Source organism: Reichenbachiella sp. (assembly GCF_039941815.1).
In the GTDB taxonomy this organism is placed as follows: domain Bacteria; phylum Bacteroidota; class Bacteroidia; order Cytophagales; family Cyclobacteriaceae; genus Reichenbachiella.
On record NZ_JBDVDW010000032.1, the window covers coordinates 213677 to 240162 of the forward strand.

The following is a 26486-nucleotide window of genomic DNA, read 5'->3' on the forward strand; positions in this document are numbered from 1 at the left end:
AGCTAAGGTTAATCGCATTGATTTTAATTGCCGCCTGATGAAGAGGCTACTCATGCCATGACAGATACCATCTCTAATACTTTTTTGCCGAGGGTCCGATTACCGTTGATTATGATTTTTTCTAATACCTCTGACGGGCGTAAGCTTTTGGAGAATAGTTTCCACGATATATCGACTGGGATTTCCACCTGTACATCTGGTACAATCTGATGGCCTGAAACCAAAGACCATGCGTCATTCTCTTTCTGGAGATACCAGCTGCCACCAATTTCACTTGGAATTTTCGCTTCGATAATTGTACCAAGAGTAGCTTCTACCTTACGAAAGGTGTAGGGTAGTGCCCTAAAAAATGTATCTATCATTGGAAAGAAAAACTGACGTGTCATAATTCCCTCCAATCCCACTGCGTCTCGGATTTGCTGCTGGTGATGCCATCTTTCAGTATACTCTCTGGCGACATGCATCCAATTTAGGCTATCGGATTCTCCGGCCCAATCCACAGAAAAAATAGCTTTGTCATTGGGGTCCAGATTCTCAAAGTACTGGCTGACTAAAGGTCCGGTAGTCTTATGCATCAGAATAAGGACTTCGGGGCTCAGTCTCTTACTTGCAGACACCCAATCGGCATTTAGCTGATTGAGCCAGTCTACCATCGTCTGATAGTCGGTCGAATTTGGAGGAGTATTTCCATAGTAGCGGTCTCGCTGAATTGATAGTACTCTCAGGTCTCCATCTAGTAGATGGCTCACGACATCTTTAACTTTCCACTGTTTTGCTACGGTTTGTTTGTGCCAATCTTCAGGGCGAAGGCTATTCAATAAAGTTATTAGCCGCTGCTGAAGTGGCTGGAATAGTGGGCGTACGTCTAAGGATAAATTGGTGCTCATAGTCATTCGATAAAAATTCTTAATTCTCTCGATTTACTAAAGTATTAACATTGGTATCGTTTGAGTGACTTTACATCATTCTCAAATACTTGAAGATCGATGCCTTGACCCAAGGTCACAAGTCTTTGGGCTTTTTCAAAAAATGATATTCTGATTATCAATCCACTTTTGTATGAAACAAAAATAGAAGTAAAATGAAAAAATCAAATTTTGACATTTCGCAAGTTATCAAGGCCACAGCACATGAAGCATGGAATATAATCGGTGCAGTAGATGGTGTTGATTTATGGCTGGAGCCCATCACAGCTGGTAGGGTAGAAAACGATAAGCGGACCTGCAGCACAGCTGAGGAATCTTTCGAAGAGGGTATTAAGACTGGCTTTGGGTCAAGCCCTGCAAGATACATTCGAGAACAAAGACTCGGTCATGCAGGGAAGTTGCTTACCACTACTCAACAATCGGTTTCTGAGGTGGCGTTCGCTGGTGCATTCAACGATCCCGCCGCTTTTCTTCCAGCTTCAAACAATATTATGGCAGTTCGCCTAAGAACTATCGATTGCTAAATAGCTGATGCTCTTGAGTATACTGGTTAAACTATCTGATATTATTCCTATCTTTACCCTGTTGCGCAAGCAATAAAAATCAATTCCTATCCTATCCAGCAGTTTTCAGCCAGCAGTTTTACTTGTTTCAATTTGATAAAACTGTTTTATGAGTATTCGTTTTTCAGCTAAACACCTAATCGGTGTCATATGTCTGACTTTGTTGATTGGAGATTTAAAAGCGCAATGGCTCACAGGCTATTGTTATAGAAAAAGCATCACTATTGACAATACAAAAGTCAACGGGTCGGCTAACCACAATGAGTTTCCAGTACTCATCTCTCTCACAGACAACGATCTCAGAACCGTAGCTAATAATGGAAATATTGAAGATTCCAACGGCGATGATATTCGCATTACTGACGATTCTCACGTAGAACTGGACATTGAAATCGAAAATTATGTAGCTAGTACAGGCCAACTTATCATATGGGTAGAGGTCCCGACACTGGACTACGATGACAATACCACACTCTATCTATACTATGGCAATAGTAGTGCTACGGCCTACGCTAACCCTGAAAATGTATGGGATTCTAATTACTCGGCGGTTTGGCATTTAAACGAAGCCACTGGCAGTCAGGTATTAGATGCTACTGCCAACAACATGGACGAGGCTGTAAATGCCGGAGTTCCGTATACTTACACTTATACCAAGAACACTAATACTTCGTCTATAGCCGGAGTCATATCAAAGGCTCGCAGTTTTAACAACGTCGGCAATCTGGCCAGTGATGACAACTATATAGAAATCCCGCATACGGCTGCCAATGCACTGGACATCACAGGTAGCCAAATCACTATAGAGGCCTGGGCAAGGATGTATTATCCTGCTCCACAAGACGCTCCCTTTATATGCAAGACCACGGCGACCAATCAGGAGAGTTATATGTTTGGTACTCAAAACGGATCCAACGCACTGAATCGAAGAGTTACCTCATCCGAAGCTGACACTAACGATGATGGCTGGGATCACAACAATAATTGCCTTGCCAATGGGCACTATAGATATGACGACGCTTATACTTCAGATGCGGATTGGCATTATTTTGTGATGATCTATGATGGGTCTGACGACGATGGTACAGATGTCACTAATCTTAAAACTTTTATTGATGGGTCATTACAAACCTTTAGTCGCTCTGGCGCCTGCGATCCTTATCCGTATGGAGATATTAAAACTACAACAGGAGATGTTTTTTTGGGCAGAAGACAAGGAACAGACAGATTCTTTAAAGGCGCCATGGACGAGGTCAGAATTTCAAATACAGCAAGATCGGACGATTGGATTACCACCACTTACAACAACATTAGTGATCCTTCCTCTTTCTACGCAATCGGTGAGGAGGAATATCCAATCGAAGGCGGTGTTGCTACGGCAACAAACAGCCAGATAGATATCAACGAAAGCACAACAATAACTTTAACTGGATACGACGTATCAGCTACTCTCCAATGGCAAAGCTCAACGGATAATTCATCTTTTTCGGATGTTGGTGGTGCTACATCCACAGAGTTGAGTACTGGCAACTTGACTCAGACGACATTTTACAGAGTAAAATCAACTTTAAGTGGGTGCGATGCCTTTTCTTCAACTGCCAGCGTCCTGGTTCGTTCCAATTTTAACGGTACTCATGCCTACAGAAGTATTTTGTCTATAGATCACACCAAGGTCGAGTGTACCTCAAGTCTTACGGACTACCCGTTGCTGGTAAACATCTCTGGAGATACGAATTTGCAACAAGCAAATGGGAAGGTGCAAGACGCAAGTGGGTATGATATTATTTTTACAGATGCAAGCAATGTACAGCTGAGCCACGATCTTGAGCACTATGAAGGTACTAATGGTGATCTGGTGGCATGGGTCAAAATCCCAACACTTTATTGCGATGCTAACACGGAAATTTTTATGTACTACGGCGAATGTGGATATGCGGGCGGTGATCAATCAAACACTGATACCTGGTCCAATAATTATGCTGGTGTTTATCATTTGAATGATGACCCTTCTGCAGCAACAATCGACGATCGTACGGCGAATGGCAATGATGGCACAAGTACAAACTTTGCCTCAGACACCAGACTGGCAGGGCAGGTAGGGCAGGCAATCTTGTTTGATGGTGCTGACGACTTTATCGACTTTGGTACCACACCACAGATTAGTGGTACAGGAAATCGAACGTATGAATGCTGGATCAATACACAAAGCTTTGATGCAAACGAAGGCATCTTCCAAGCGGGAGACCCTGGAAATAATGATTTTTCACTCCACTTGTTAAACAATTCATCCGAAAATTTTGAGGTAGAGACTGACACTAATGATGATGATTTTACACTTGTTTCCAGTACAAACAATTGGAGGCATATAGCGCTCACCTATGATAATGGCAGCAGCGAGACAAGTATTTTTTATGATGGTGTCCTTTTTGATGTTTTCGCCGGGGGGCTCAATACAACTGCTTTCGCTCTCGAACTTGGCAGGTACAACGGTAACGAGTTTGATGGATATATGGATGAGTTCAAAATATCGACAGTAGCCAGATCTGAGGAATGGATTAAAACACAATTTAACAATCAGGATGACCCATCGTCATTTTACTCTGTAGACGCCGAAGTGTCTGAATTTGTATGGTCTGGGGGTGCTGGCACCACAGATTGGAACGATGCCAACAATTGGTCTACTTGCACCGTGCCTTCTACATCAGATGATGTAATCATTCCAGGTAGTCTGGGGTTCTATCCTCAGTTGGATCAAAACAGGACGGCCAACTACATCAACATCGCTTCGGGTGCTAGTATGGACCTCAACGGGTTTCAACTCAACGTAACTGATGATTTCAAAAATGATGGCACGTTTACACATAGCAATGGCACCGTCATATTTTCTGGTACCGGAGAACAGACGATAAAAGGTTCGGCTGCACTGGAGTTCTACGCTGTAGAAATAAACAAGGCTTCGGGGAAAGTCATCCTGAACAAAAATGTGGATGTATCCAATACGATGACGATGACATCGGGCATCGTGGAGCTCAACGACAATGAGCTAACCATCACCGCCACAGGTTCGATATCAGGAGGGTCCTCCTCCTCATTTTTCGTAACGACTAGTAGCTCTTGTCTCACCCAGGAGGACATTGGGTCAGGCGGAAGAACCGGAAATATTCTGTATCCAGTGGGTACTAGCGGCACCAGCTACACTCCTGCGACTATCAACAATACAACAGGTACCGCAGACGACTTTTGTATCTATGTCTGCAACAATGTGTATTCGACAGGCGGATGCTCGGGCTCACAAATCACGAGTAAAGTGGTAAACAAAACCTGGGAAATCTCACCAGTGGCTGGCTCCGGGCTCGATGTCGCCATCACACTACAATGGAATGGTGTCGATGAAGCTCTCGATTTTGTAAGTACAAATGCGTATGTCTCTCACTACACCGGAGGCGAATGGATCAGTAGTACTCCATCGGATGTGAGTGGTCAGTCGGATCCTTATACATTGACAATATCCAACATCTCTAGTTTTTCTCCATTTGGTGTTGGATCGGATGACTCGTTGCTACCGGTGGAGCTAGTAAGTTTTGATGGGTCTCAATCCTCAGATCATATGGCGCTGGCTTGGCAAACATCATCTGAAGTCAACAACGACAGGTTTATAATAGAGCACTCAATAGATGGGATTTCCTATCAGCCTATTGGTGCGATTAGGGGCAACGGTACTGTCAATACAATATCAGACTACTTCTTTGATCATAACGAACCAGTCGAAGGCATGAATTATTATCGCTTGAAGCAAATTGACTATAGTGGCAAATTTGAGTATAGTGAAAGCATCGGAATTGCTTTTTTCACGTTGAATGCAAGCTCGCTAATCGTGACCTATCCAAATCCTTCTGACGGGGTATTTACAATCGAAAGTGCCATAGCGACAACAGCTCCTGTTTTGGTCGAACTGAGAGACATTAGTGGTAAAAGAGTCTGGGCTAAGAAGATCACGATCTCCGCGAATCAAACCTCTTTGGACATTTCTCACCTCGAAAACGGTTATTATTTATTGCTGGTAACCGGAAATAAATTTGTTCACACCCAAAAAGTTGTGAAGGAATAGCTCACGGATAATTATTTATTTTGAGAATAAGTTCTTGGTCGCACTATTGAGGTCCTGATCTAGTTACATATATTGACTGAAGAATGCTGAAATACTTTTATTGAAAGCTTCAAATTTTTTCTGCCTCTCCTTGTTCAGATAATCGTTCGTCTTATTAAATGATTCAATTGATGCATTGTATTCGTTGATCGAATTGTTGTATTCATCCACATCCTTTTGAGTCAAAGATTTTTGGTCTTTAGATTCGAAAGACTTTGCAGTGGCTTGCATTTTTTCTCCTTTTACATAGAAGTCTACCTGACCAGGCATATATTTTGAAGCTTCATTCTGGTAGAAATCAAGCATGAAATGGCAGGCATCCTTAAGCTTGCGGTCCCCTCTATATAACCCTACTGCTTTCAACTCTTCTTTGCCTTCCTTAGAGGTAAGCTCGAGTGATAGTCTGTATTGCTCGATATCACTCACTTTCCCTGTTGAAAGCGCTTCTACCATTTTTTTTTCGTACCAACTGCTTTTGAAATAAATCAGGTAAATTTTATTGTAGTACTTATTTAGCGATGAGATGTTGGTGAGTTTTCTGGAAAGCCTCGACTCGCTCTCCACCAAGTTGATATTATGCTTTATTGCAAATGCTTCTTCGGAAGATTTCATAGCTTGATAAATAGTATCCATTTTTATGTCTACGGCTTCCTTCGCCATCAAATAGGCTTCCATGTCGTCGTATGACTGCTCTGCTATTTGCTCCAGGTCTACAATGTTTTTATAATCACTATTGATAATTAGGTATGAATAATGAAGATAGGTTTTCACTGAATTGCGCAAGGAATGGTCTCCCTTGTAAGCCTTCATTTGGCTGGCTCTATACTCGGCCGATTTGAGTGTTGAGGCCAATTCCATTCTGCGTTTTTCAATCTTGCCAGCATTCCTACCTCTAGAAGCCTGTTTCATATAGTCCCAGGTATCTTTTGAAATTTGTTTATAATTTTCTCCCAGCCTACTCATGTATTCAACAGGTGATTCCTGAGCGGTCGAATCAAAATTTATAATCAACAAAATAAATGCAATAAGTGTAGTGCTTTTCATATCCGTTTTATTCGTAGTCTATCCAATCTTCAAATATTCGAAAAACTTCATTTAATATAGGGTCTTTCTTAGTACTTTCTTTTAGCAATTCGTTATTGGCCTCATAAGTCTTGTCTACCTCTATACCAATGGATTCGAACTCGGACGAGATATTTATTGGATCGTCCAACAGTGTGTATTCATTTGAGTATTGGTCATATTTCAGGGACTGACCAAAGCCTTGGGTCAACATTCGTTCTAGAGAGTCATATTGATTCTGCATGGTTAGTAAGACTGTGTCTTGTTTTATTCTAGAGGCTGACATTTCTCTCAACTCTTTGACCGGTACATTTCTGGCCTGTCTCGGGCGAAAGGATTTTGAAACAGTTTTTGATTTCAGAGCGTGTCGATATGTGCCTTCCCCGACAATTTTTTTGGAGGGAAAGAAAGGGAGTTCAATATCGGGAATTACACCAGTCTGTTGATAGCTTCCGCCATTGATGTTGTGCATTCTCATTGTTGTGATTTTGGCTAGACCCACATGGGATGAATTGGATTTCTGCTGAATTCGATAAAGAGTCTGGCCGGTAGACTTTCCAAAGGTAGTAGCCCCAACCACAAGCTGATTTGGATAATGGCGCATGGCAGACACCACCAGCTCGGAGGCGGATGCTGAGTAAGCATTAACAAGAAAAATAACTTTGCCTTTATAAATCTGTCCCCGTTTTGTGTCTTTGAACAACAGACCTTCTCTTGATTGTCTATCCGTGATCATAAAAAGAGGGCCATAATCAATAAAAAATCCTGAAAGATCTACCGCTTCTTGTAGAGATCCGCCGCCATTGTTTCGTAGGTCGATGATAAGTCCATCTATATTTTTTTTATTCAACTCTAGAAGAATCAAAGTCAGGTCCTGTCCAGAGCTTTTTGTACCAGCAACCAAATCAGAATAAAAGCTCGGAAAAAACACATATCCTATATTCCTATCTTCTTTATGGAGAATTAAATTGTAAATATGATTGTCGACATTTTCTACTTCTTTCTTTTTGAGAGTATAGGTTCTAAACGACCGGTCTGCTGCGGACCGGATTTCGACTGTAATCACATCAGAAGTACGACCATAGAAGGCTGCATGAATTTCCGAAAAGGACAAGCACTGCATCGGGCGAGAGACACTGTTCAGATTAATAGCTACTATTTCGTCTCCCACTTTGATCGATGTAAGGGTGCTTGCATGGCTAAAGGGAAGAATATTAGTGATGACAAACTTCGAATCTAAATTTTCAAATAAAAGCCCTGTCGAATAAGTCTGATTGGACAGGGCTGATAATAACCTCTCTTGTCCATCTGGAGAAAAGAAATCGCTATGCGGATCGAAACTTTTGGCATATGCCCGCATTAAACAATTGAAAATGAAGCTGCGAAGGTTAGACTTCCTGGATTCCAGTTTGCATTTTTCTGCCTCCAGCAGTGTTCTCATCTTATTGTTGAGGCGATGGTTTATCTCTTGGTCATCTGAATTGATCAAGCTGTCATTATCAGCTATTTTTTGTAGCACCCTTAGCTTTAAGTCTCGTTGCCAGAAATCATACAAGTCGGCTGTATTAGATGCAAAATTTATAGAATCAAACTGGATCTGGAAATAAATACTATCCTCTTCAAAGAAATCCAAATTACCCAATGTGTCAAGAAACATTTCCACTCCCTGAGACTGTCTTTGATAGAGTTCAAAAGACTGGTTTAGAAAACCATTGAGGCTCTTTAATTCTAATTCTCGGTCTGATGGAATAGATCGTCTGAGTTCGTCAATTACCTCTACAGTGAGCAGCAGTCTGTCCGGATCTATCAAGCTCACAAATTCATCGACTATTCGATGCTGCACTATGGGCCTTATACTTTCATATTCTACATGTGAGATAGAAAGTTTCCTGTCCAGCAATTCGATCTTTTTGATGTCGCCTTGAGAATACTCCTGAGCAAATAATCCATATGGAATGGTTAGCAGAATTATCAGTCCAATTATTATCTGCTTCATTAGGCTCATTTTCGCAATTGTGATTGATAAAAATAGATTTTGTGTGGTTTCGCCAAATCTCATATTAGGATACCCGTTCGTCCATGTTCATATCACCAGATTCAAGGTCTCGGTTAATGTTTTTCACTACTGTATCCAAGTCGAGTGCTGCTTTTCTGAGGGCAAGAGCTACTTCATTTTCTTTGCCCGGCTCCAGAGATTGACTAATGATATCCGTAAGGCCAAGTACGTTCGATAGAGGTGCACGCAATAAATGAGAGTTGGCAAACGCGTACTTTTTTAGCTGACTGTTTTGAGTCTCCAATTCTTGCGTACGAAATCTAACTTTCTCCTCCAGTGATTCATTAGAAGAAGTAAGCCTTTTATTAATTTCAAACAGCTCCTCATTCATCTCCTGGATTTGAGTTTTCAGCAGACTAAGTTCTGCATTTTTCTTTCTAGAATCAGTATAGGCTTCGCCCAAAAGGATATATAGAAAATACAGTGAACTCAAAATAGTGATGATAAATATAGTTCCTGACCAGAGACTAGACAGTCCTCTGACTTCCATTAAATAAGTTTGACCAATCTGATCTTCCAGATAAAAAAAATTGGCGAACTGAGTGATCAGTATAATTAATGCCCAAATTTGTGATCTTTTAAGACCCTGTATAATTAATGCTACTACAGGAATCAACGGAAACCAATAAACCATAAACGTATAGGTCTTTGGCAGTGCCAAAAAGATATATTCACAGAGCAGGTAAATAAAGACTGGTACTGCTCCCCTAATCCAGTTTTTGTTGGGATAACTAAATCCAAGAATCGAAATTAAGGTGACAGCAAGGGCATAGGCAGCAAAAGTTTCTACAGTACTTGACTGCAAATCCACCAAGATTTCAGCCAGAAGTAAAACATAGGCAACAAGCATTTGGCTAATCAGAATCCCAAAATACACTCTATTGGATTGTATCTTATAATCTGTCAGGGTAAACAAATTAAGCCTGCCCAAAAAACTCTTTTTACTCATCAAGGACTTTAATAAAAATGCGATGGATTCGAAGATAACGAAATACGAAATTTTAATCCTCGTATCACCACATTTAATGCCTGTCTTGACTAACTCCTACAGATTAAAAATGTTCTGAGCTTTTAATGTCTAGATTGCCCGTGCTGGCTAAATTGCTTTCCCATGCTCTAAGTAATAATTGATGGCCTCAACCCAATCCTCCAAATTGCGACTGTACATCTTATCAGCTGCGATTTTGTTCAACTGATTGCCTTTTTCGTTTAAGCCAATAAATGAATAGGTGACCTCCGCCTTCGTCTTTTGATCAGCAGATGATTGACACTTGACTGTGATTGTCCAATATCGATTCTGCGTGGAGACCAAATACTGAATATGAAACAGGCCTGGATCAAACTTAGATACTCGCCAAAGGTATTCGCCTTCTTCGGCACTGCCATCCGAGCTGAAGGTTGTACCTTCTTCGATGACTTCTGTCTCTGGGTAAATCAGTTTGGGTTTCCAATGTTTCTCCCATTTTCTTTCTTCAAACGCTCCGAATAATGGGAACACTCTTTCTATTTCAGCATCAAGTATAAAACTTGCTGACCTGACTTCTTTCTCGGATATAAATTGTGTCATATTGTGATTCGTTTTTGTGTTGCATGCAAGCAATAATAGTATCACAAACAGCACAGGTGTTGAATTTTTCATGTCACAATATTCGAACAAGAACACGAGTTGGATTTATCGAAAATTGGGAATTTTTACTTCAATATAGAAGCGGGTGTTTTTCCGAAATATCGGGCAAACGAATGGCTGAAAGACCCAAGGCTTGTGAAGCCCAGAGCGTAGCAGGTTTGTGTCACGTTATACTTTTTGCTCCTCAGCATCTTCTTGGCCTTTTCTAATTTCAGCTTGACTAGATATTGATGTGGAGTATCATCGAAAAGATTTTTGAAGTTGGCCAATAAATGAAATTTATTCATTCCTACGGCCGATGCCAGCGAGTCGAGGCTTACTGAGGAGTTTACATGATCATGCAAATATTCTTTTGCCAAAAAAAGCCGTCTGTAGAGTTCTTGTTGCGTAGACTTTTTCACCACGTCAATTTTTCTTAATTCACCTCGAGTTGTTTTTTCGATTGAATCGAACGCTATGATCAATTCGTATAGACAATCGTCCAAAACCTCTTGGGTAAGCGCCGGATCAGTAAGGTTAGAAAGCAGCAGCCTGAGTTGACCATTGAGTACGAAAGGCACTTCTGGTATTGTGGTGAGCCTATTAGTCTTATCAAAAGGATCGTCTAACAACCCTACTGTTGACGATTGAATACAACTTTCACAATCATGGATAAAGTCATTATCAAATAATACGAGTAGAGTTTCTACAGTGGCTTTCTCATTAAATCTGATTTCCAACTCATCGTTTTCATTTAGGAAATAGAAATATCGCTCTGATATTTCAATAGGCCTACCATTTAGCCGGTAGTTTCCCTTGCCATTCAGTTGAGTTGCCAACATATATGGCGTCTTGTGAGAAGGATAATAGTATTGATTTGTAGTCTTTACATGAATTACTCCATTACCTTTTGGCCTTGAAATAGCCTGATCGGGGTTGATAATATGCGAAAGTGTCCTTTTGATCATTTTCTAAAGCCTACTACACTGCAAAATCGTAATTTTAGTACGAACAAAAAAATACCCACAGGTAAGTGCCATCTGCACCGCCCGTGGGTTTCTACTTGAAAAGGTTGTCTTTATGGAATTATTTTCCCAATTTTTTTCTTGATAGCATGATAGGGCTAATGATAACTAGTCCGATACCTGGCACCAAGTATTTGTCCTTATTCGATCTGCTTTCATCCACATTTATGCCATCAGCTGTTAAGTTCAAGATGATTTGAAAATCATTGTCTTCACTTAAAAAGAGCTTGGTGACCTTTTCCCTACCCCTATAGATTCTAAATAAATTAGTTTGATTGTAAATGTCTGCGAACATGGAGATGTCACTCGAAGATTTGTGGGCTGTAATGGTATGTCGGGAAGAACAAGTTTCAAATCTGTTTGATCAGATTCCGGATTAATACCTCCGCTTTCAAGAGAAATCAACTCTCCATCAACTGTTAATTTGAAATTTTCTTTGACATAGCCCATAAACAATTCCTGATAGGCGGATAGGGATTTTTACTAAGGCCGATCCATTTCTTAGATTTTATTTTTGTATGGGCTCTCAACTATTGAAACGGAATGATGTTTTTACTCTCAGTCTCGAAAAGGAAAGATTATTGACTAAGGGTAGCAGATTGACCACTCAACAATTTCCATCCATCTTCTCGTCTTATTACTGTACCTGATTCGATTATAGAAACATTCATTTGTGTACCGGCTGTATCCGTCATTTCTCCCAATACTATCCCAGAGTAATTTGCAATATCTGCGGTCAGCGGAAAGATTTGTAATGTATCCCAACCAAAATAGATTTGCTGAAATGACTTTGCGTTGGCAGTCAAAATTGTCTCGACTGAATCATAACTAAGCGCAGCATCATAACCAGGTGGCACCCAATAAAAATCTGCAGACGTGTCCAAGTATTTAAACTCGGCTAGCAATCCGTCAGTGGCAATGTCTTTATGATAATTATCGAACATCTGTTGGACCTCCAACTTTATTTGATCTTTATCCATTGCTTGCGATTTTGGATTATAGTCACAAGACCAGAGTATAAATATGGTAAGAATATAGGAGGTGATTTTCATGGTATTCATAGTCAGTTGCACTTCAATTTAATAAAAATGAGCTTTTGAAGCTGCAGTTCCAGGTCGAACTCTTCCTACAATGTTTTCTTAAACCATGCTAGTACTTCTCTCTGCAACGGGGAGTTTTCCCTCAAAATATAAGATCCGTGCAGTCTACCATCTGCGATGTGAACTGCTCGATGCCCTGATGTATTGGCATAAAGCTCCTCGGCCCAGCCACGCCTTAGCCCGTTTTGTTCTTCCGCTGAGGCAATGTGAAATGCATTTCTTAAAGTAGGGCTTTTTACTGTTCCTAAGCTTTCAATGGCGGTAACTTTTGCCGAAATCGAAACCACAGACTTTACTGGATATGAATCTGAGGAAGCAGCCACACAAGCCAAATTGGCACCAATGGATGCACCCAGTATTCCTATTCTAGTACTATCAACGCGAGTATCAGATTTCAAAAAATCTAAAGCTGCCTTTAGATCTAGCGGAGCTCGGTTTGGATTGCCAAAAAGGTCGGTGAGATTACCTTGATCTTTTCCGGACTTACCATGCGTCCTGACGTCGTAAGCCAAGATGGCAAATCCATTATCCAAAAGATCCTTAACAAGATCAAGGGCAAACCACTCCTCTCGGGATGAGCCGCCCTGATGAATAAGTATAATCGCTGCGGCTGGTATAGTCGATTTCGCCAACCCATATGACGCACTTATTTTGATATCATCTGTAGTGACAAACTCTACCTCTTCAAAACCCGATATAGACTGAGCGTCTATGGTATGGTAAATCAGCGAAGACATAAGAAAGATCAGCACTCTATTCATTTGAGTCATTGGTTCTTTGATCTACGTCTTTTACAAATTTGATCAGGCCGTCGAAGAAGGCCTCCTGATCATCGTACATGTCCATATGGCTTCCATTCGGGCAATGTAAATAAGATGCGTCCGGCATCTGGGTCGCCATCCATTCCATATGCTTAGGGTCCATCGTGTCATAGGCTCCGCCTATGGTGAGCGTAGGCACTTTTATTTTTCCTAAATCTTGACTTCGATCCCAATTCTTTAATTTGGCATCTCCCACAATTCCAAATTCGCTAGGTCCTTGCATGGTCACATACATGTCCATATTTAGCTTAGCAAAAGCTCGATTGACAGGATCTGGCCATTGCTCCAAAGGCATGCGGAGCACATGTTTTGGATAGTAATGTGTGTATATCAATTCACTATACCTTGGGTTAGCATAATCTTCGTTGGCTTCTAACGCACGGATTTCAGCCAGCACTTCAGGGTCCAGCTTAGGACCGAGAACGTCATTAGCATAATCCACATAGGCAGGTATGGATGACATCATGTTAGCTATTATCAGTCCTTTTAGATTGTCCTGATATTTGAGGGCGTACTCTATACCCAATATTCCTCCCCAAGAATGACCGAGCAGATAGAAGTTGTCTTTGTCCAACCCCAGCGCTATTCTGACTTGTTCGACTTCCTCTACGTATCGATCCAGATTCCATAATATGCTATCTGAGGGTTGGTCGCTATAGGCAGATTCTAACTGGTCGTAGTAGTAATATTCTATATTGGCTTTGGGGAAGTAGGCATCGAAACATTCGAAGTATTCATGTGTCGCTCCTGGACCACCATGAAGCAGAAGTACTTTCATAGTAGGGTTGTTTCCAACACGTTTGGTCCAAACGTTAAATTCTCCAGCAGGAGTTTGAATTGGAATGAGTTTTACTCCTCCACTCATACGATCTGCCGAATCTGTGTAGTTGAAATAATCGGAAGATTTCTGAATGACTTCCTTTTCGATTTTGGTGGTACAACCAATTAGTATAAGTGCCAGGACAATAGCAATCGCAATATGCTTCATAGTTTCTTTTGTTTTAGGGTTGACTGATTCCTTAAACACCGAAGGATAAAAAATCAACGTGTATCCAATTTAATTAATCGTACTGATTATCCCGTGATCATTTCCGACAATCACCTTCAATTTTGAAATTACATTTTACATCATAACTTAAAATTACGTTGAATAACTTATAAATAAGTTTGCAAACTTAAAATTAAGTTGTACTATTGTATAGCTGATTAATTAAACTCATAAAGCGATGGTCACTTTAACTAAGGCAGAAGAGAAAATAATGAAAATTCTCTGGGGTATTGAAAAAGGTTTTATCAAGGATATTATCGATCAATACCCCGACCCAAAGCCGCCCTACAATTCGGTATCTACCATAGTGCGTGTCTTGGTACAGAAGGAGATTGTAGGCTATACTGCTTATGGCAACTCTCATCAGTATCATCCACTCATTACTAAGGACGAATATAGCAAGGGGCAGCTGTCGAGACTGGTGTCGGATTACTACAGTAACTCGCTCACCAAGGTGGTCAACTTCTTTTCGGAAAGTAAAGAATTGGATGAGAAGGAGTTGGACGAAGTGATGAAAATGCTAAAGGACTTAAAATCACAAAAGAATGGATAGGATAATTTGGTTTTTGGCTGAATCAAGCATTATGCTGATTTGCCTATATACTTTGTACCTATTGATCCTAAGGAGGGAAACCTTCTTTGCGCTCAACCGGTATTATCTGCTCTCTATTGTGGTCTTTAGTTTGCTTTTTCCGCTTTTGAGTTTTGATTTTGATCCTCCAAAGGTGGCTGTTGTTCAGAGGCCTATAGAGGAAATCAGCAAAGTGCGTTTGTCTTATTATGATGCATTTGAAGAATGGTCCTTTGCGAATGGCGGGGTTGTGAGAAGTAACGGGGAATCTCTGGAAGGGCTTTTATCCGATGTCAGTTCTATGGATCTGATATTATGGGTTCTGGCGAGCATATATGTCATCGGTTTGATTTTTTGTTGGTCTTGCACGTTTTGGACAGTACAATGGATCTACCAATTAATTGGTAAACACTCACATGTACATCGGGACGACCTAACAATTGTGCTAGTGGACAAACCGATTGCTCCTTTTTCATTTATGAAATATGTCTTCATCCCAAAGGAAATGACAAATTCGAAGGAGTACGATCATATTCTAGCACATGAAGCAACACACGTCCGACAACGTCATTCCTTGGATCTAATTATTGTTCAACTAATAGCAGCCATACATTGGTTCAACCCTGTGATCTGGCGGCTTATTAAATCTCTAAAAACAACACATGAATATATAGCAGACAACAACATACTAAATGAGGGTTATTCCTTAGTTGAGTACCAGACTTTGCTTTTGAGGCAATTGATCAGCAACAACTCATACGGGTTGGTACACAATTTCAATTTATCATTTATAAAAAAAAGAATAACCATGATGAAAAGTAAAAAATCAGGATGGACAGGTAAAGTAAAAGTAGCCTTCGTCCTTATAGGTACAATCATTTTTAGTATTGCCGCTGTACAATGCAATTCGCTTGTAGAGGAGCAAGTAGCCATCACTTCTGAAGGGTCTTCCGCCAATATCATTGCTGATGGCATCAGCTTGCCAGTACTCTCAGCCACACACGGTCAGGTAGATTTAAGTGCAAACAATTCACTGGAGCTAACGGTAGCATCTAATAAAATAACCATCAATGGCAAGTCCGTAGAAGTGGCTGGGATAATGTCGGAAATAGCTTCATCAAAGTTGGATGAGAGTGGCATCATCGTCATGCGGGTGGATCGCAATCAGTCTATGGGTCTGATACGTGAGATTCATACTGTCCTTCGCAAGGCTGACCGACGCAAGGTGCTCCATCTCGGACAGACCGAGGCTGGAGAAAGGGCAGAGTCTGCTTTGCTACTTCCTCCTATGCCAGGAGATACTCGTCCAGGAGTACCTCAACTGCCCACAATTGATGATGAATACATCGCCAGAACTGGCATAGAGGTACTAAAGATTAAGTTTGGAGATGATGAAGGAATATCCAATCAAATAAAGGTAGATGCTATGGTTAGAAAGCATATGCAGAATCAGTCGTCCAACTATGTGGTGAGCGCCAAGTTTGAAAACAACGATACATATGACACTTATCTACGCAATCTTGTATACATCAAAGAGGCCTTCAATCAGATCTATATGGAACGAGCAAAAGAAATGTTCGACAAAGATTTCTTTGAACTAGACAAATACAATCCGGACGAAAAAGAGCAATACCGGGCCGTACGAAAAGGCATCCCCATGGCTATTTCAATTGCTAATGAATCCTAATTTCAGGTAATAAATAAGTAAAAAGGAGCTCGTCTGGCTCCTTTTTTTATGCCTAATTAGATTCACTTTTCAGTTGAACAATCAATTTTCTTACCTCCAATAGTATGGCGTCGCGAGCCGTATTATAGTCCTTGCTTATCGAAGGAGTGCCATTCCATTCTACGGCCACTATTTTCAGTCCTTCCACAGGTGGGGGCTGACAATCAAAAGTTATGATTTGGCTAGCTGCCTTTAGATCATTTTCGTTCACAAGCTGTGGATTCCAATCATTTATATTAAAGCCGTCGGCACTTAGCCCTTCAATAGTGGCCGTAGTGAGTTCTGCATCAGGCTCTGTACCTCGAAAGACCGCTTGATAATTCAGTCCTTCTTCTTGAGCCAGCTGATTGAAATACGCCGCGGCAATAGGACTTCGTGCAGCTCCATGTGTGCAGACAAATAGTACTGTTTTAGTTGATTCTTCAGTCGATGTTTTCGGCGAACAGCCAATTATTATTGCTATGCATAGAATAATAAGGTTTAGTGTTTTTTTCATCATTGCTTATTTCTTTCCCTTCCTGTTTTTCTTTTTCCCCTTTTTCTTGTCCTTGCTGCTTCCTGAAAATGAGGAGTCGAGTCTACCAAATGGCAGATCTATATTGAAGTAGACCTCAGATTCTTCGCTGTCCTGATCAAAAGCCGTTAGGATATCGTAGCTGTGTCCATCAGAATGCTGGAGGCTCTGCCCGGCTGACCTCAGTCCGAAATAGTTGAGTAGAGAATATTCGTCTGCGGTGGATACCACTATATATGCAGATTCGTATTTGGTACCATCTCCTGTTGCAATGATGCTCTCCATCAGGCCATAGTAGATGGAATAAAGCCTGCGAAAATCATCCATATTTCTGGTCATATAGTTGGCGACTGAGACCTTATAAATATCATTCAATTTTAACGGTGTCGCCTGAAGTACGTTCTCAGTGTATTTTGCCAATTCCATAAACTCCTGATTGTTGAAATGTTCGGCGATTTTGGGATCGGACATTTGAAAATATGGAGAGTAGGTGCTTTGCTGACTTTGCGCCAAATAGAATCTGAGATAATCATCGCGAGAAAGAATTTCCGTGTTTTTCATCCTATCAAACAAGGAGTCATATGGGATTAAATTATTCTTATCCAGAAGGAGGTTTAAGTTTTTGGAGGTATAGTCTTTAAATTTGTAAGCTTTGTTTTCATCCTTCTCTATCAGCTTCAGGTCAGTCTCTGCCAATATTTTGGCTTCCAAACCTAATGTGAAAGCGTCAAAGTTGAGAGAGTCAATTTGCAATGCCTGAACAGATTGATCGACCGCTTCCTGAAAGTTTCCTAGCTCTAAGCTGCACATACCGTGGAGTAGAGCGAAGTTGATATCTAATGAATCAATGTTTTCTGCTTTGATTGCGATTGTCCTCGCTCGCTCATAGTCTTCTATATAAAAGTAATTCCAACTGAGGTAGTGAATCGTCATCAGGTTGGAGCTATCAAGTGTAAATGCATACTCGTACATTTGAGTAACTGAGTCCGATCGTCCTTGCTTTTGAAAGCAGTTAGCCAATCTCACATAGCCTTCCGGGTCGTCTTTTTGAAGACGATTATAGATGCGAAAATTCAACACAGCACTATCCAATACGTCTTGCTCATCGAATACATTGGCAAGATTGTAATAGCCATCTGCAAAAGTGGAATCCATTCTGATAGCCCTTTTGTAATCTGAAATGGCATTCTCGATATGATTTAGCTGATAATAGCAGTTGCCTCGGAGTTTGAATAATTCCGCATCGGCAGAATCGGACTCAACGACCTTACTATACAAACTAAGTGCTTCCCTGTACTGAGAGTTTTCGTAGTAGTCGTTCGCTTGCGAGAGCACCTCTGAGTAGTCTTGCGCCTTGAGCGAATTTGCAAACAAAGTGAATACTAGAAGCGTGGTCAGTTGCTTTAACATTAGTTAAGGAAATTAATTGATTATAGACAGAGCCTGTTTCTCATTAGATCCAAAATCCTTTGTTCTTTGGTCAAGTATAATATGGTTTAGTTCTAACCTTCTCGAGGACTCAATTGGAAGATAATAAATCTATATGTACTGAAAATGGTGTGAGCACACTTAATTCTAATTTATAACTAATGGCCTAGTCATGTGCCACATAAGCTATTGGTTTCAATTGGCTAATTGAAGATCTGTCTCAGGGACAAAGGATATACCTTAGGACTTCGCTGTATCCAAATCTCCAATAGATGTAACCGAAATAAGTTTTAGCAATTGATGAGACAAAAATCTCAACTTCTCAGAACTAATGCGAACATAAAATATTGGGGCTACTAGGAGATAGCAGCAAATGTTCTTTTAAGATTGGTAGTTCTTAGCTAAAAGGCTCCACTATTCCTTCTCTTTCATTTTGCAGGTGCTAATGCCAAAAGGTGCATATAGTGGGCAGAAGCTCACAAAGCTTGTCAAGATAAATACACCAGCTAAAACCAACAAAATAATGGCGAGTATGCCGGAAATAATACCAGCATTGTACAGTGTGGCGATGATGGCAGCGACGACTACTCTGAGTACTCGATCTGCGTTTCCCATGTTCTTTTTCATAATTTTGTATTTAGTTTGATACATACTGAACCAGTAGGACAATTCCTGTGACCAATGCCAGACAAGTCAGGCATACTAGCAGGAATTTGTAAATTTTGCCTTTCATAGCTCTTTTTATCAAAGATATTGGCGCGAAACCCGCGATGCAGTGACTTATGTCACCATTTTATAAGACTTTTATACTGTGGGGCTGTTGGAGCAGCTTGCCTTCGCTTTCAAGTTTTTTCATGACACGACTAATCACCTCGCGTGCGGTACCCAATTCATTGGCAATCTGACGGTGAGAAATTTTCAAAGGGTTTTTGCCTGTTAAATTCACTTTCTCCATTAAATAGTCATGAAGTCGCTTGTCCATCCGATCAAAGAGCACGTGATGGATTGTATCTAGCAGCTCCCCATATCTCAGGTTGTACTGTTGGAAAAAGAGCGAGTTAATATCTGGAAACTGGCGAGTCCATTCTGATACTTTGTCCACGGGAAGGAGCCATGCTGTCGTATTTTCTTCGGTAAGGGCGAAAACATTGCTGGGTTCATTTTTTATGCTGGCGGCAAAGGACATAATACAGCTCTCATTGGGGCGGATATAATAGAGTAACAGTTCTCTGCCCTCGTGTCTGGTAAACACTTTGATCAATCCTTTCTGCACAACAGGGATTACTTTTACATACTGGCCTTCTCGCAAAATCTCGGTGTCTTTGGGTATCATCTTCTGCACTGCTGCAGCTGTGATCTCCGAGACCAGCCCAGGGTTGAGCTGAGAAAAAACTGGCGGTACCTGTTCTGCTTCCACTTCTTGTTTAATTGGAATTAAAATTCTTTTCGTAGAACGCCAAGATCAGCTCCGATAGTTCCTCTCCTTTTTCTTCCTGGATGAAATGACCTGCATTTAATATTTTGTGATCCTGCCCTTTTGCTCCAGGAATCAGCTTTTGCATAGGGATTTCTGCGCCCTTCATAATGTGATCTGAATCTCCGAATAGGGTCAGAAATGGCTTTTCCCATTGCATTAATTTTTTCCAGGCCAACTGGTTGATTGCAGACTCGGGATTGTTCTCGTCGGCAGGCACTAGCATTGGAAATATTCTGGCCTCTGCCTTATACTCCTCGGAGGGAAAGGGTGCATTATAAGCGGCTATTACTTCTTCACTCAAGTCTTGGACTGTTCCCATATTGATAATTTTGCCTGCTTCAAATCCGGGAGAGTGTTGAGAATATTCCCGCCACTGTAGGAAGCTTTCGGGCATAGCGACCTGACCGGTAGGTAAAGTGGTATTGGAAGCCACCACCGCAGCGAACCGATTCGGCATATCTGTGACCATTCGCAACCCTAACAGGCCGCCCCAGTCCTGACAAAAGAGTGTGATGTCATTTAGATCCAGTTGTTCCACAAAGGTGGTCATCCATTGCAAATGTGTTTGATAGGTGTACTCCGATTTTTTGATCAGCTTGTCGGATTTACCAAAACCGATCAGATCGGGAGCTATAACACGAAAACCATGTTTGGAAAGAATGGGGATCATTTTTCTATAGAGATAAGACCAGCTGGGCTCGCCATGCAACAGTAGCATGATTGGGCCGTCTTTAGGCCCTTCGTCCACGTAGTGAATTCTCAGCCCAGGCTCTACTTCCAGATAATTGGCAGTAAAGCTGTACCCTTGTAAGTTTTCAAATCTGCTTGCAGGTGTTGTTATTATTTCTTTCATGAAATGGAATGATTTACCCTAAAAGGTAAAACAAAAAACGTTTATTTTCGGCTAATTTGACCGTTTATAAACGCTTTCAAGATTGAAATAGAATAGTCTATTTTCTCAATTTAAGAATGAAGTCTATGACTTGATCTGCGATTTCGATGGGACATCCATTATAGTCAAATATTCCTCCTTGCTTCGAGTTTTGCCCACAAACTACGAAAATGCCAGAACCGAATTCTTCCTTAATTTTAGTGGCCAACCAGCCAACAAACCCACTATTGTCCAGCCCTTTCTTAAAATGAAACCGAAATATCCTAAAGTTTTCTGTGCCTTCGTGTTCGACAGGAACCAGCTGACTCCAAACTTGATCATCTCTAACCATAGCCAGTGCTTTTGAATCAAATTGAAAATCGTCTGCTGGTATTTCTCTGAAGTAATAGGGCTCCTCATAAACCTTGAAGGTGGCCGTCTTCAATACCTCTTGCAATCGTTTTTCGGTTTCTTCCTTTGATTCCCGGCTAATATACATTTTCAACTTTTATACCATTGCCTTGTTGCAATAGCTGGCTTTTTCGAAGTCTGTGACGTTCATAGAAATGATAGGCACTTGAGGAAATAAACCATTGAGTACAGAAACAATACGGCGTGACAGATTAGCCTTTTGCTCATCTGTCCGCCCTTGCATAATGTTGCCAAAGACATGTATGAAATCATCCGACCCTTCTCCGGCTATAAATTCTTCGAAAGGCAAAACGCGTACTTTAATATCTCCCTTGGTAAAAAGCTCACTAGCCACGGCCTGGTTATAGACCTGCTGCATGATTTCCTTTTTGGAATGTACTCGGGTGATTCCTTCCGAACAGTGTATGATGAAATGGGGCATGAGAATAATTCAAGATTTATAAACAATTAACACTTTCTAGCTGGTAGATTACTCGTTGAAACCAACTGCTTTTTCTTACAAACCCTTCTGGTCGATCAGATAGATCAAAGCGGCCATAGAGGCAGCTCCAAGCTCCAGTTCGCGTTTGTTGACTTTATCGAAGGTGTCCTCAGATGTATGGTGATAATCGAAATATCGCTGTGAATCAGGCATCAATCCGATCAAAACGGTGCCTTGATCTTCCATCGGATTGATGTCAGCTCCACCGTATCCTTTCACTAGCTTTCGTAAATCATAAGGAGCCAACAGATCACTCCAGCTTTGGATTTTTGTGAGCACCTCGTCAGTAGATCTGATACCAAATCCTCTTGGTGTAAACCCTCCTGAATCTGACTCAAGTGCAGCCACATGCTTTTCTCCTTTCTCCTTCGCCACACGTGCATATTCCTTACCGCCTCTAAGGCCATTTTCTTCATTCATAAACATGACTGCTCTCAGCGTTCGTTTTGGACGAATGCCTGTAGCTTTAAAAATTCGGACGGCTTCGATTGCCTGTACACATCCGGCTCCATCGTCGTGAGATCCATCCCCAACATCCCATGAATCGAGGTGTCCTCCCACTACTATGTACTCGTTGGGTAATTCGGATCCGGTAAGCTCACCTATTACATTATAGGATAATACGTCTGGTAGCATTTCGCAGTGAGTTTCGATGTAGAATTTCAAACCCTTATTGGCTTTGAGAGTTTTACTTAGTTCATTCGCTCCGATAGTACTAATGGCTACTGCAGGTATCTTTGGGGCTTCGGGATCATAGATCAAAGTACCAGTATGGGGTACATCATCCAGCGCTAAGGTAAGCGACCTCACTACCACAGCTACTGCACCATACTTGGCAGCTACAGAAGGTCCATTTACGCGCTGATCACCTGCTCCACCATAGGCATGCCCTGTATGGATATGCTTCGGGTCCAACGGCCGATTGAAGAATACAATCTTACCTTCTACGTTTTTCTTTCCTAATGACTCCAGGGCTTCTAGGCTTTGCACTTCGATCACTTCCGCAAGCAATCCGGCTGATCCAGTTCCAACACTATTGCCCAGCGCAGTCACTTTCATATCTTTTGATCCAAAGGATTTTGCTCCTACAATTCTACCAACCTCTGTATTACCTCTTACCCAATGGGGTACCATCACTTCCTGTAGATATACTCGGTCAAATCCCATTGATTCCATTTGCTGTCGAGTGTATTCAACCGCAGCAGCAGCAGAAGGCGACCCACTGAGTCTATGCCCTATGCTAAGTGAAAGATATTTGAGCATGGGATACGATTGACCATTTGTCAGAGCCTCATCGAAAATGGTACGAAGGTTTTGTTCATGTTTTTGGGCTTGAGATACAAATGTGAAAACAAGCATGACCAGGACTGCAAGGGAAAATTTGTTCATTATTAAATTATGTTATAAGTGCTGATAAAAACTATTGGATGGCAAGAATAAGACTATGACCTTTTACTTGTATCAAATTTTGATGCAAATTTTTCATCCTGAACAGTAGGAATACTAATAGTGAGGATTAGAAGTATTCCTTACATCAAACTTTCCAGCTTATGGTTTCAGAATTAAGACTCCTTCGGATTGATCAACAATTTCTTGTTTGTTCATCAATTGTCTTCTAAACTCTCCACGCACAAACATCTCAGCTTGGTCGCTATAATGTGGGGAAAAGATATTGCCAGAATTACCGGTTGGCAAAATGCTCCAGCTATTGCCCTCTACATCAGCAAAATCAACAATTCTTCTTGTGGACGGCCCGGCGGTGGTTTTGTAAGCACCGTCTGCAGTCCATCGATAGATATAGTTGTTGATTACTTCGTTGTTTCCCGGTACAGGGAATGGCCCGACATTAAAATACTTCCGTAACAAATCTACCGATCCCAGTACGTGGCCGTGCTCTAATGTATGCACTTTGCTCCATTGCCAGTCTGACATATCGCTCCCCAACTGATTCTCTAATTCTAAAATGCCTTCTGTGAATGCTGATGTAATGACCTGAGATCTCGTTTCCACTTCTTGCGTTGTAGGATCGTCCCACCATACTGAGCTGTCATTAGCGAAAAGTGGCTGGAAACTCCTTTTCATCAGATGAGTTTTCATATAAGCGTCGAAGCCTTTCTCTCCAATTTTATTCACAAAAAGAGCTTCTTGTATTTTATACACCATTTTGTTGTAAATCACTGGGGCTACAGCTTCCAACTCAAAACTTCCTTCCCAACTACTTAGGATACTCAGTGCGTTTTCTTCATTTTCCGAATTCACTAGTTTTGGATCCACTGCTTGCACTATAGATCGGGCCACCTCCGGGGAGTTGTTGGACGTGATATCGAGCATCATTGATTTTGTATCTTCAACGTTCCATTTTTTGCCAGCAGAAAGGAGTTGTTTGATACGCCTGGCTCTATCTTCTGGCAGGTAGTAGCCTGGCACCACTACTCCATTAGTGGTATCCGATTGATTATTTGCGCTATAAGCAAATCCCCAGGGAGCATTTTCGGATTTTGGGTTATAGTTAAAATCATAGTATCCAAGCATCTCGGTCTCTTTAGATGTGCCATCGAGAATCAACTTGGAGTTTACTTGTGGGGCTCTTTTCATCAGATGCGCCGACGACCATCGAGCGTAATTGTTGTTTATATCTCCATACATGACATTGAGGCCTGGGGCATGAATTTTGGCCACATTGTTTCTTGCATCATCAAAATCTGAGAGATGCGAAAACCCATAAGTGACTTCAAGGATCTCTCCTGGCTTTTGTGTATACACCCAAAATAATGATACCGGTGGCATATTAGGATCCAGTCCGAGTGCTTCGTTGACCACAGGGCCATGATGTGTATGTCGAATTTCCATTTCAACATTTGCCGTATCCTTTACGACAATGTTTTCGCGACGCACTTTGAAATCTCTTACCTCCTCTTCAAAGAGATATTGGTTAGCATTTTCAGGGTTAACTTTTTCAAGGTACAAATCGATATCATCGTTTTCAAACATGGTCAACCCTGTGGCATATTGTCTGTTGTGTCCCATAATAGCGAACGGGTATCCAGCGAGATAGTATCCATAGAAGGAGGTCTCCTCCGTTTCTATATGAGCTTCATACCATACGGCTGGCTGAGAAAAGGCAATGTGTGGATCGTTGGCTAGAATCACCTTTCCGGATTCAGTTTTTTCAGGCCCGATAACCCAACTATTGCTCCCAATAAATGGAGATGCTGGTAAATCTTTCAAGACTTCATCAATCAGGATTGCCATTTCTTCCATAAGCGTGTCAGTAGGATATGACCTCATGGTTGCACTTTCAATATTGATGTCCACATCAAGGTCATTAATATATTCCTCACCTAGATCATTTAGTATTCTGGTGACTAAAGGTTCCGTCTTTTGCGCTGCAGCAAAACTGAAGGACATATAGCCCATGGTGTTGTAGACATCTATCAAAGTAAACGGCGTTTTTTCGATTCCCAGAAGGGTAAACTCTATGGGTGTCGGCCCATCCTTGAGAAAGGTATTCACACCTTCAATATAGGCTTGGGCAGCTGCCTTGATGACTGGGTCACCCTCGGCTTCAAAGGTGGCAAGCGTCTGGATGGAGTATTGGTGAATTCCCAATCCACGGAAGAGTTTGTCTGTCTTTAGCAATTTGCTTCCAAATATCTCAGACAGTCTCCCCGGTGCTATTCTTCGTACTACTTCCATCTGCCACAGTCTATCCTGGGCATGCAAATAGCCAAGTGTCCGATAGGCATCTACTTCATTGTCAGCATAAATATGAGGAATGCCATACTTATCAAAATAGGCCTCCGTTCCATCAGAAAGTCCGGGTAAACTGGCCTCACCTGTGTATTTTGGTCTGGAGCTGTCTGCATACCAGTACGCTCCAGCGATAATAAATAGTAGAAGTAGGAGGACAAAAAAGAGTAATTTCTTAACCATGATTTGAGAGAAGGTGTTCGACAGTCAAGATAGTAACTCCTGCTTTTTCGAACAAATTAAGAAATTGTTTTATAATTAGAGTAGGTTCACTCGTCTCTCACTGTAAGAACTGCTGGATTTTTCTCTTGAGCTGCTGCTTCTCGGCTCTCAAGACAATGTTTTTGTGTACAAGAGGGTACATTTCCATTACAGCACCCAAGCCGTACCCGAGCTTCGTGGCTATTTTTTGACAGTAGAGAACTTCTTCATTAAAAATCTCATCATCGATTTTCATTAGCTGAATGATGCTATAGAGAAATTCAAATTTGTCATCTTCGCTAAGGGATTTCAAGTCTCCAAGTTGTCCGGGATCATCTACAATTTGCTGGATTTCATCCCGGCTCATTCCATGTGCTTCCCCAATCCGAAAAATCAAACGTAACTCCCGCTCATCAACATTATCATCGCTGTTGGCTAGTTGTGCTAATGCTTTGAGCTGTTCTTCTACCATAAGTGGTGTTGATACTTGTATAACTAATTTAACTATTTTTTACTTAGGCTAAATATGGCTCCCGTTTTCTGTTGGAATAAAGACTTGTATCCTGCTAGCTATTTTTAGGAATAGAAACGAAAAGTTGGTGAATCAAGAAAAAACGCTTAAAAAAATAAATTAGATTAGGTGATGATGCCGTTCAATGCGTCATATAGCCATCAAGCTAT

Annotated in this window: 23 protein-coding genes; 4 read left to right on the forward strand and 19 right to left on the reverse strand. The window is 41.3% G+C overall.

The window, feature by feature from the left end; all coding sequences use genetic code 11:
* Positions 1 to 50: 50 nt before the first annotated feature.
* The gene (locus ABJF11_RS08190) at positions 51 to 887 is read right to left on the reverse strand and encodes a maleylpyruvate isomerase N-terminal domain-containing protein (RefSeq protein ID WP_348119319.1); all 837 of its coding nucleotides are present in this window, start codon (positions 885 to 887) and stop codon (positions 51 to 53) included.
* Between the two features lie 194 nt (positions 888 to 1081).
* Here ABJF11_RS08190 and ABJF11_RS08195 point away from each other — a divergent pair, with 194 nt between their 5' ends.
* The gene (locus tag ABJF11_RS08195) at positions 1082 to 1450 is read left to right on the forward strand and encodes an AraC family transcriptional regulator (protein WP_348119320.1); all 369 of its coding nucleotides are present in this window, start codon (positions 1082 to 1084) and stop codon (positions 1448 to 1450) included.
* Positions 1451 to 1598: 148 nt separating this feature from the next.
* Positions 1599 to 5597: a DUF2341 domain-containing protein gene (locus ABJF11_RS08200; RefSeq protein WP_348119321.1), complete on the forward strand. Its 3999-nt coding sequence runs from the start codon at positions 1599 to 1601 to the stop codon at positions 5595 to 5597.
* A 63-nt stretch (positions 5598 to 5660) separates the two neighbouring features.
* On the opposite strand, the gene ABJF11_RS08205 is transcribed toward ABJF11_RS08200, so the two are convergent.
* From ABJF11_RS08205 to ABJF11_RS08240, 8 genes are all read right to left on the reverse strand, one after another.
* Complete coding sequence (locus ABJF11_RS08205) at positions 5661 to 6680, reverse strand: hypothetical protein (protein ID WP_348119322.1); 1020 nt, start codon at positions 6678 to 6680, stop codon at positions 5661 to 5663.
* Between the two features lie 7 nt (positions 6681 to 6687).
* A complete protein-coding gene (locus ABJF11_RS08210) occupies positions 6688 to 8694 on the reverse strand; it encodes a S41 family peptidase (RefSeq protein ID WP_348119323.1) in 2007 nt (668 codons plus the stop codon).
* Between the two features lie 64 nt (positions 8695 to 8758).
* On the reverse strand, positions 8759 to 9703 hold the full coding sequence (locus tag ABJF11_RS08215; RefSeq protein ID WP_348119324.1) for a hypothetical protein: 945 nt from the start codon (positions 9701 to 9703) through the stop codon (positions 8759 to 8761).
* Between the two features lie 147 nt (positions 9704 to 9850).
* Complete coding sequence (locus ABJF11_RS08220) at positions 9851 to 10393, reverse strand: hypothetical protein (RefSeq protein WP_348119325.1); 543 nt, start codon at positions 10391 to 10393, stop codon at positions 9851 to 9853.
* A 53-nt stretch (positions 10394 to 10446) separates the two neighbouring features.
* Positions 10447 to 11328 (reverse strand): AraC family transcriptional regulator, encoded by an 882-nt coding sequence (locus ABJF11_RS08225; protein WP_348119326.1) that lies wholly within the window; start codon positions 11326 to 11328, stop codon positions 10447 to 10449.
* Positions 11329 to 11963: 635 nt separating this feature from the next.
* Positions 11964 to 12446 (reverse strand): hypothetical protein, encoded by a 483-nt coding sequence (locus ABJF11_RS08230; protein WP_348119327.1) that lies wholly within the window; start codon positions 12444 to 12446, stop codon positions 11964 to 11966.
* Between the two features lie 65 nt (positions 12447 to 12511).
* Positions 12512 to 13246 (reverse strand): alpha/beta fold hydrolase, encoded by a 735-nt coding sequence (locus ABJF11_RS08235; RefSeq protein ID WP_348119328.1) that lies wholly within the window; start codon positions 13244 to 13246, stop codon positions 12512 to 12514.
* Positions 13239 to 14294 carry a proline iminopeptidase-family hydrolase gene (locus ABJF11_RS08240; RefSeq protein ID WP_348119329.1) on the reverse strand — a complete coding sequence of 352 codons (1056 nt, stop codon included), beginning with the start codon at positions 14292 to 14294 and terminating at the stop codon, positions 13239 to 13241. Before ABJF11_RS08240 ends, ABJF11_RS08235 begins: the two co-directional genes overlap by 8 nt.
* A gap of 238 nt (positions 14295 to 14532) precedes the next feature.
* Here ABJF11_RS08240 and ABJF11_RS08245 point away from each other — a divergent pair, with 238 nt between their 5' ends.
* Positions 14533 to 14907 (forward strand): BlaI/MecI/CopY family transcriptional regulator, encoded by a 375-nt coding sequence (locus tag ABJF11_RS08245; protein ID WP_348119330.1) that lies wholly within the window; start codon positions 14533 to 14535, stop codon positions 14905 to 14907.
* Entirely contained in the window at positions 14900 to 16612 is a 1713-nt protein-coding gene (locus ABJF11_RS08250; protein ID WP_348119331.1) for a M56 family metallopeptidase, read from the forward strand. The genes ABJF11_RS08245 and ABJF11_RS08250 overlap by 8 nt, the downstream gene beginning before the upstream one ends.
* Before the next feature lie 52 nt (positions 16613 to 16664).
* Here the strand turns inward: ABJF11_RS08250 and ABJF11_RS08255 are convergent, their stop codons facing one another.
* The 10 genes from ABJF11_RS08255 to ABJF11_RS08300 form a co-directional block, all read right to left on the reverse strand.
* Positions 16665 to 17150, reverse strand: coding sequence for a hypothetical protein (locus ABJF11_RS08255; RefSeq protein ID WP_348119332.1), 486 nt, complete (start codon positions 17148 to 17150; stop codon positions 16665 to 16667).
* A 3-nt stretch (positions 17151 to 17153) separates the two neighbouring features.
* The gene (locus ABJF11_RS08260) at positions 17154 to 18575 is read right to left on the reverse strand and encodes a DUF4919 domain-containing protein (RefSeq protein WP_348119333.1); all 1422 of its coding nucleotides are present in this window, start codon (positions 18573 to 18575) and stop codon (positions 17154 to 17156) included.
* A 432-nt stretch (positions 18576 to 19007) separates the two neighbouring features.
* Entirely contained in the window at positions 19008 to 19220 is a 213-nt protein-coding gene (locus ABJF11_RS08265; protein WP_348119334.1) for a DUF2892 domain-containing protein, read from the reverse strand.
* A 166-nt stretch (positions 19221 to 19386) separates the two neighbouring features.
* The gene (locus ABJF11_RS08270) at positions 19387 to 20010 is read right to left on the reverse strand and encodes a Crp/Fnr family transcriptional regulator (RefSeq protein WP_348119335.1); all 624 of its coding nucleotides are present in this window, start codon (positions 20008 to 20010) and stop codon (positions 19387 to 19389) included.
* Positions 20011 to 20017: 7 nt separating this feature from the next.
* On the reverse strand, positions 20018 to 20923 hold the full coding sequence (locus tag ABJF11_RS08275; protein ID WP_348119336.1) for a haloalkane dehalogenase: 906 nt from the start codon (positions 20921 to 20923) through the stop codon (positions 20018 to 20020).
* Positions 20924 to 21020: 97 nt separating this feature from the next.
* Positions 21021 to 21440, reverse strand: a complete 420-nt coding sequence (locus tag ABJF11_RS08280) for a DUF6196 family protein (protein ID WP_348119337.1) — start codon at positions 21438 to 21440, stop codon at positions 21021 to 21023.
* A gap of 9 nt (positions 21441 to 21449) precedes the next feature.
* Positions 21450 to 21794: a 5-carboxymethyl-2-hydroxymuconate Delta-isomerase gene (locus ABJF11_RS08285; protein ID WP_348119338.1), complete on the reverse strand. Its 345-nt coding sequence runs from the start codon at positions 21792 to 21794 to the stop codon at positions 21450 to 21452.
* 75 nt (positions 21795 to 21869) lie between these two features.
* A complete protein-coding gene (locus ABJF11_RS08290; protein WP_348119339.1) occupies positions 21870 to 23243 on the reverse strand; it encodes a M20/M25/M40 family metallo-hydrolase in 1374 nt (457 codons plus the stop codon).
* Positions 23244 to 23402: 159 nt separating this feature from the next.
* The gene (locus ABJF11_RS08295) at positions 23403 to 25787 is read right to left on the reverse strand and encodes a penicillin acylase family protein (RefSeq protein ID WP_348119340.1); all 2385 of its coding nucleotides are present in this window, start codon (positions 25785 to 25787) and stop codon (positions 23403 to 23405) included.
* 97 nt (positions 25788 to 25884) lie between these two features.
* Positions 25885 to 26277, reverse strand: coding sequence for a TerB family tellurite resistance protein (locus ABJF11_RS08300; protein ID WP_348119341.1), 393 nt, complete (start codon positions 26275 to 26277; stop codon positions 25885 to 25887).
* Positions 26278 to 26486 lie beyond the last annotated feature (209 nt).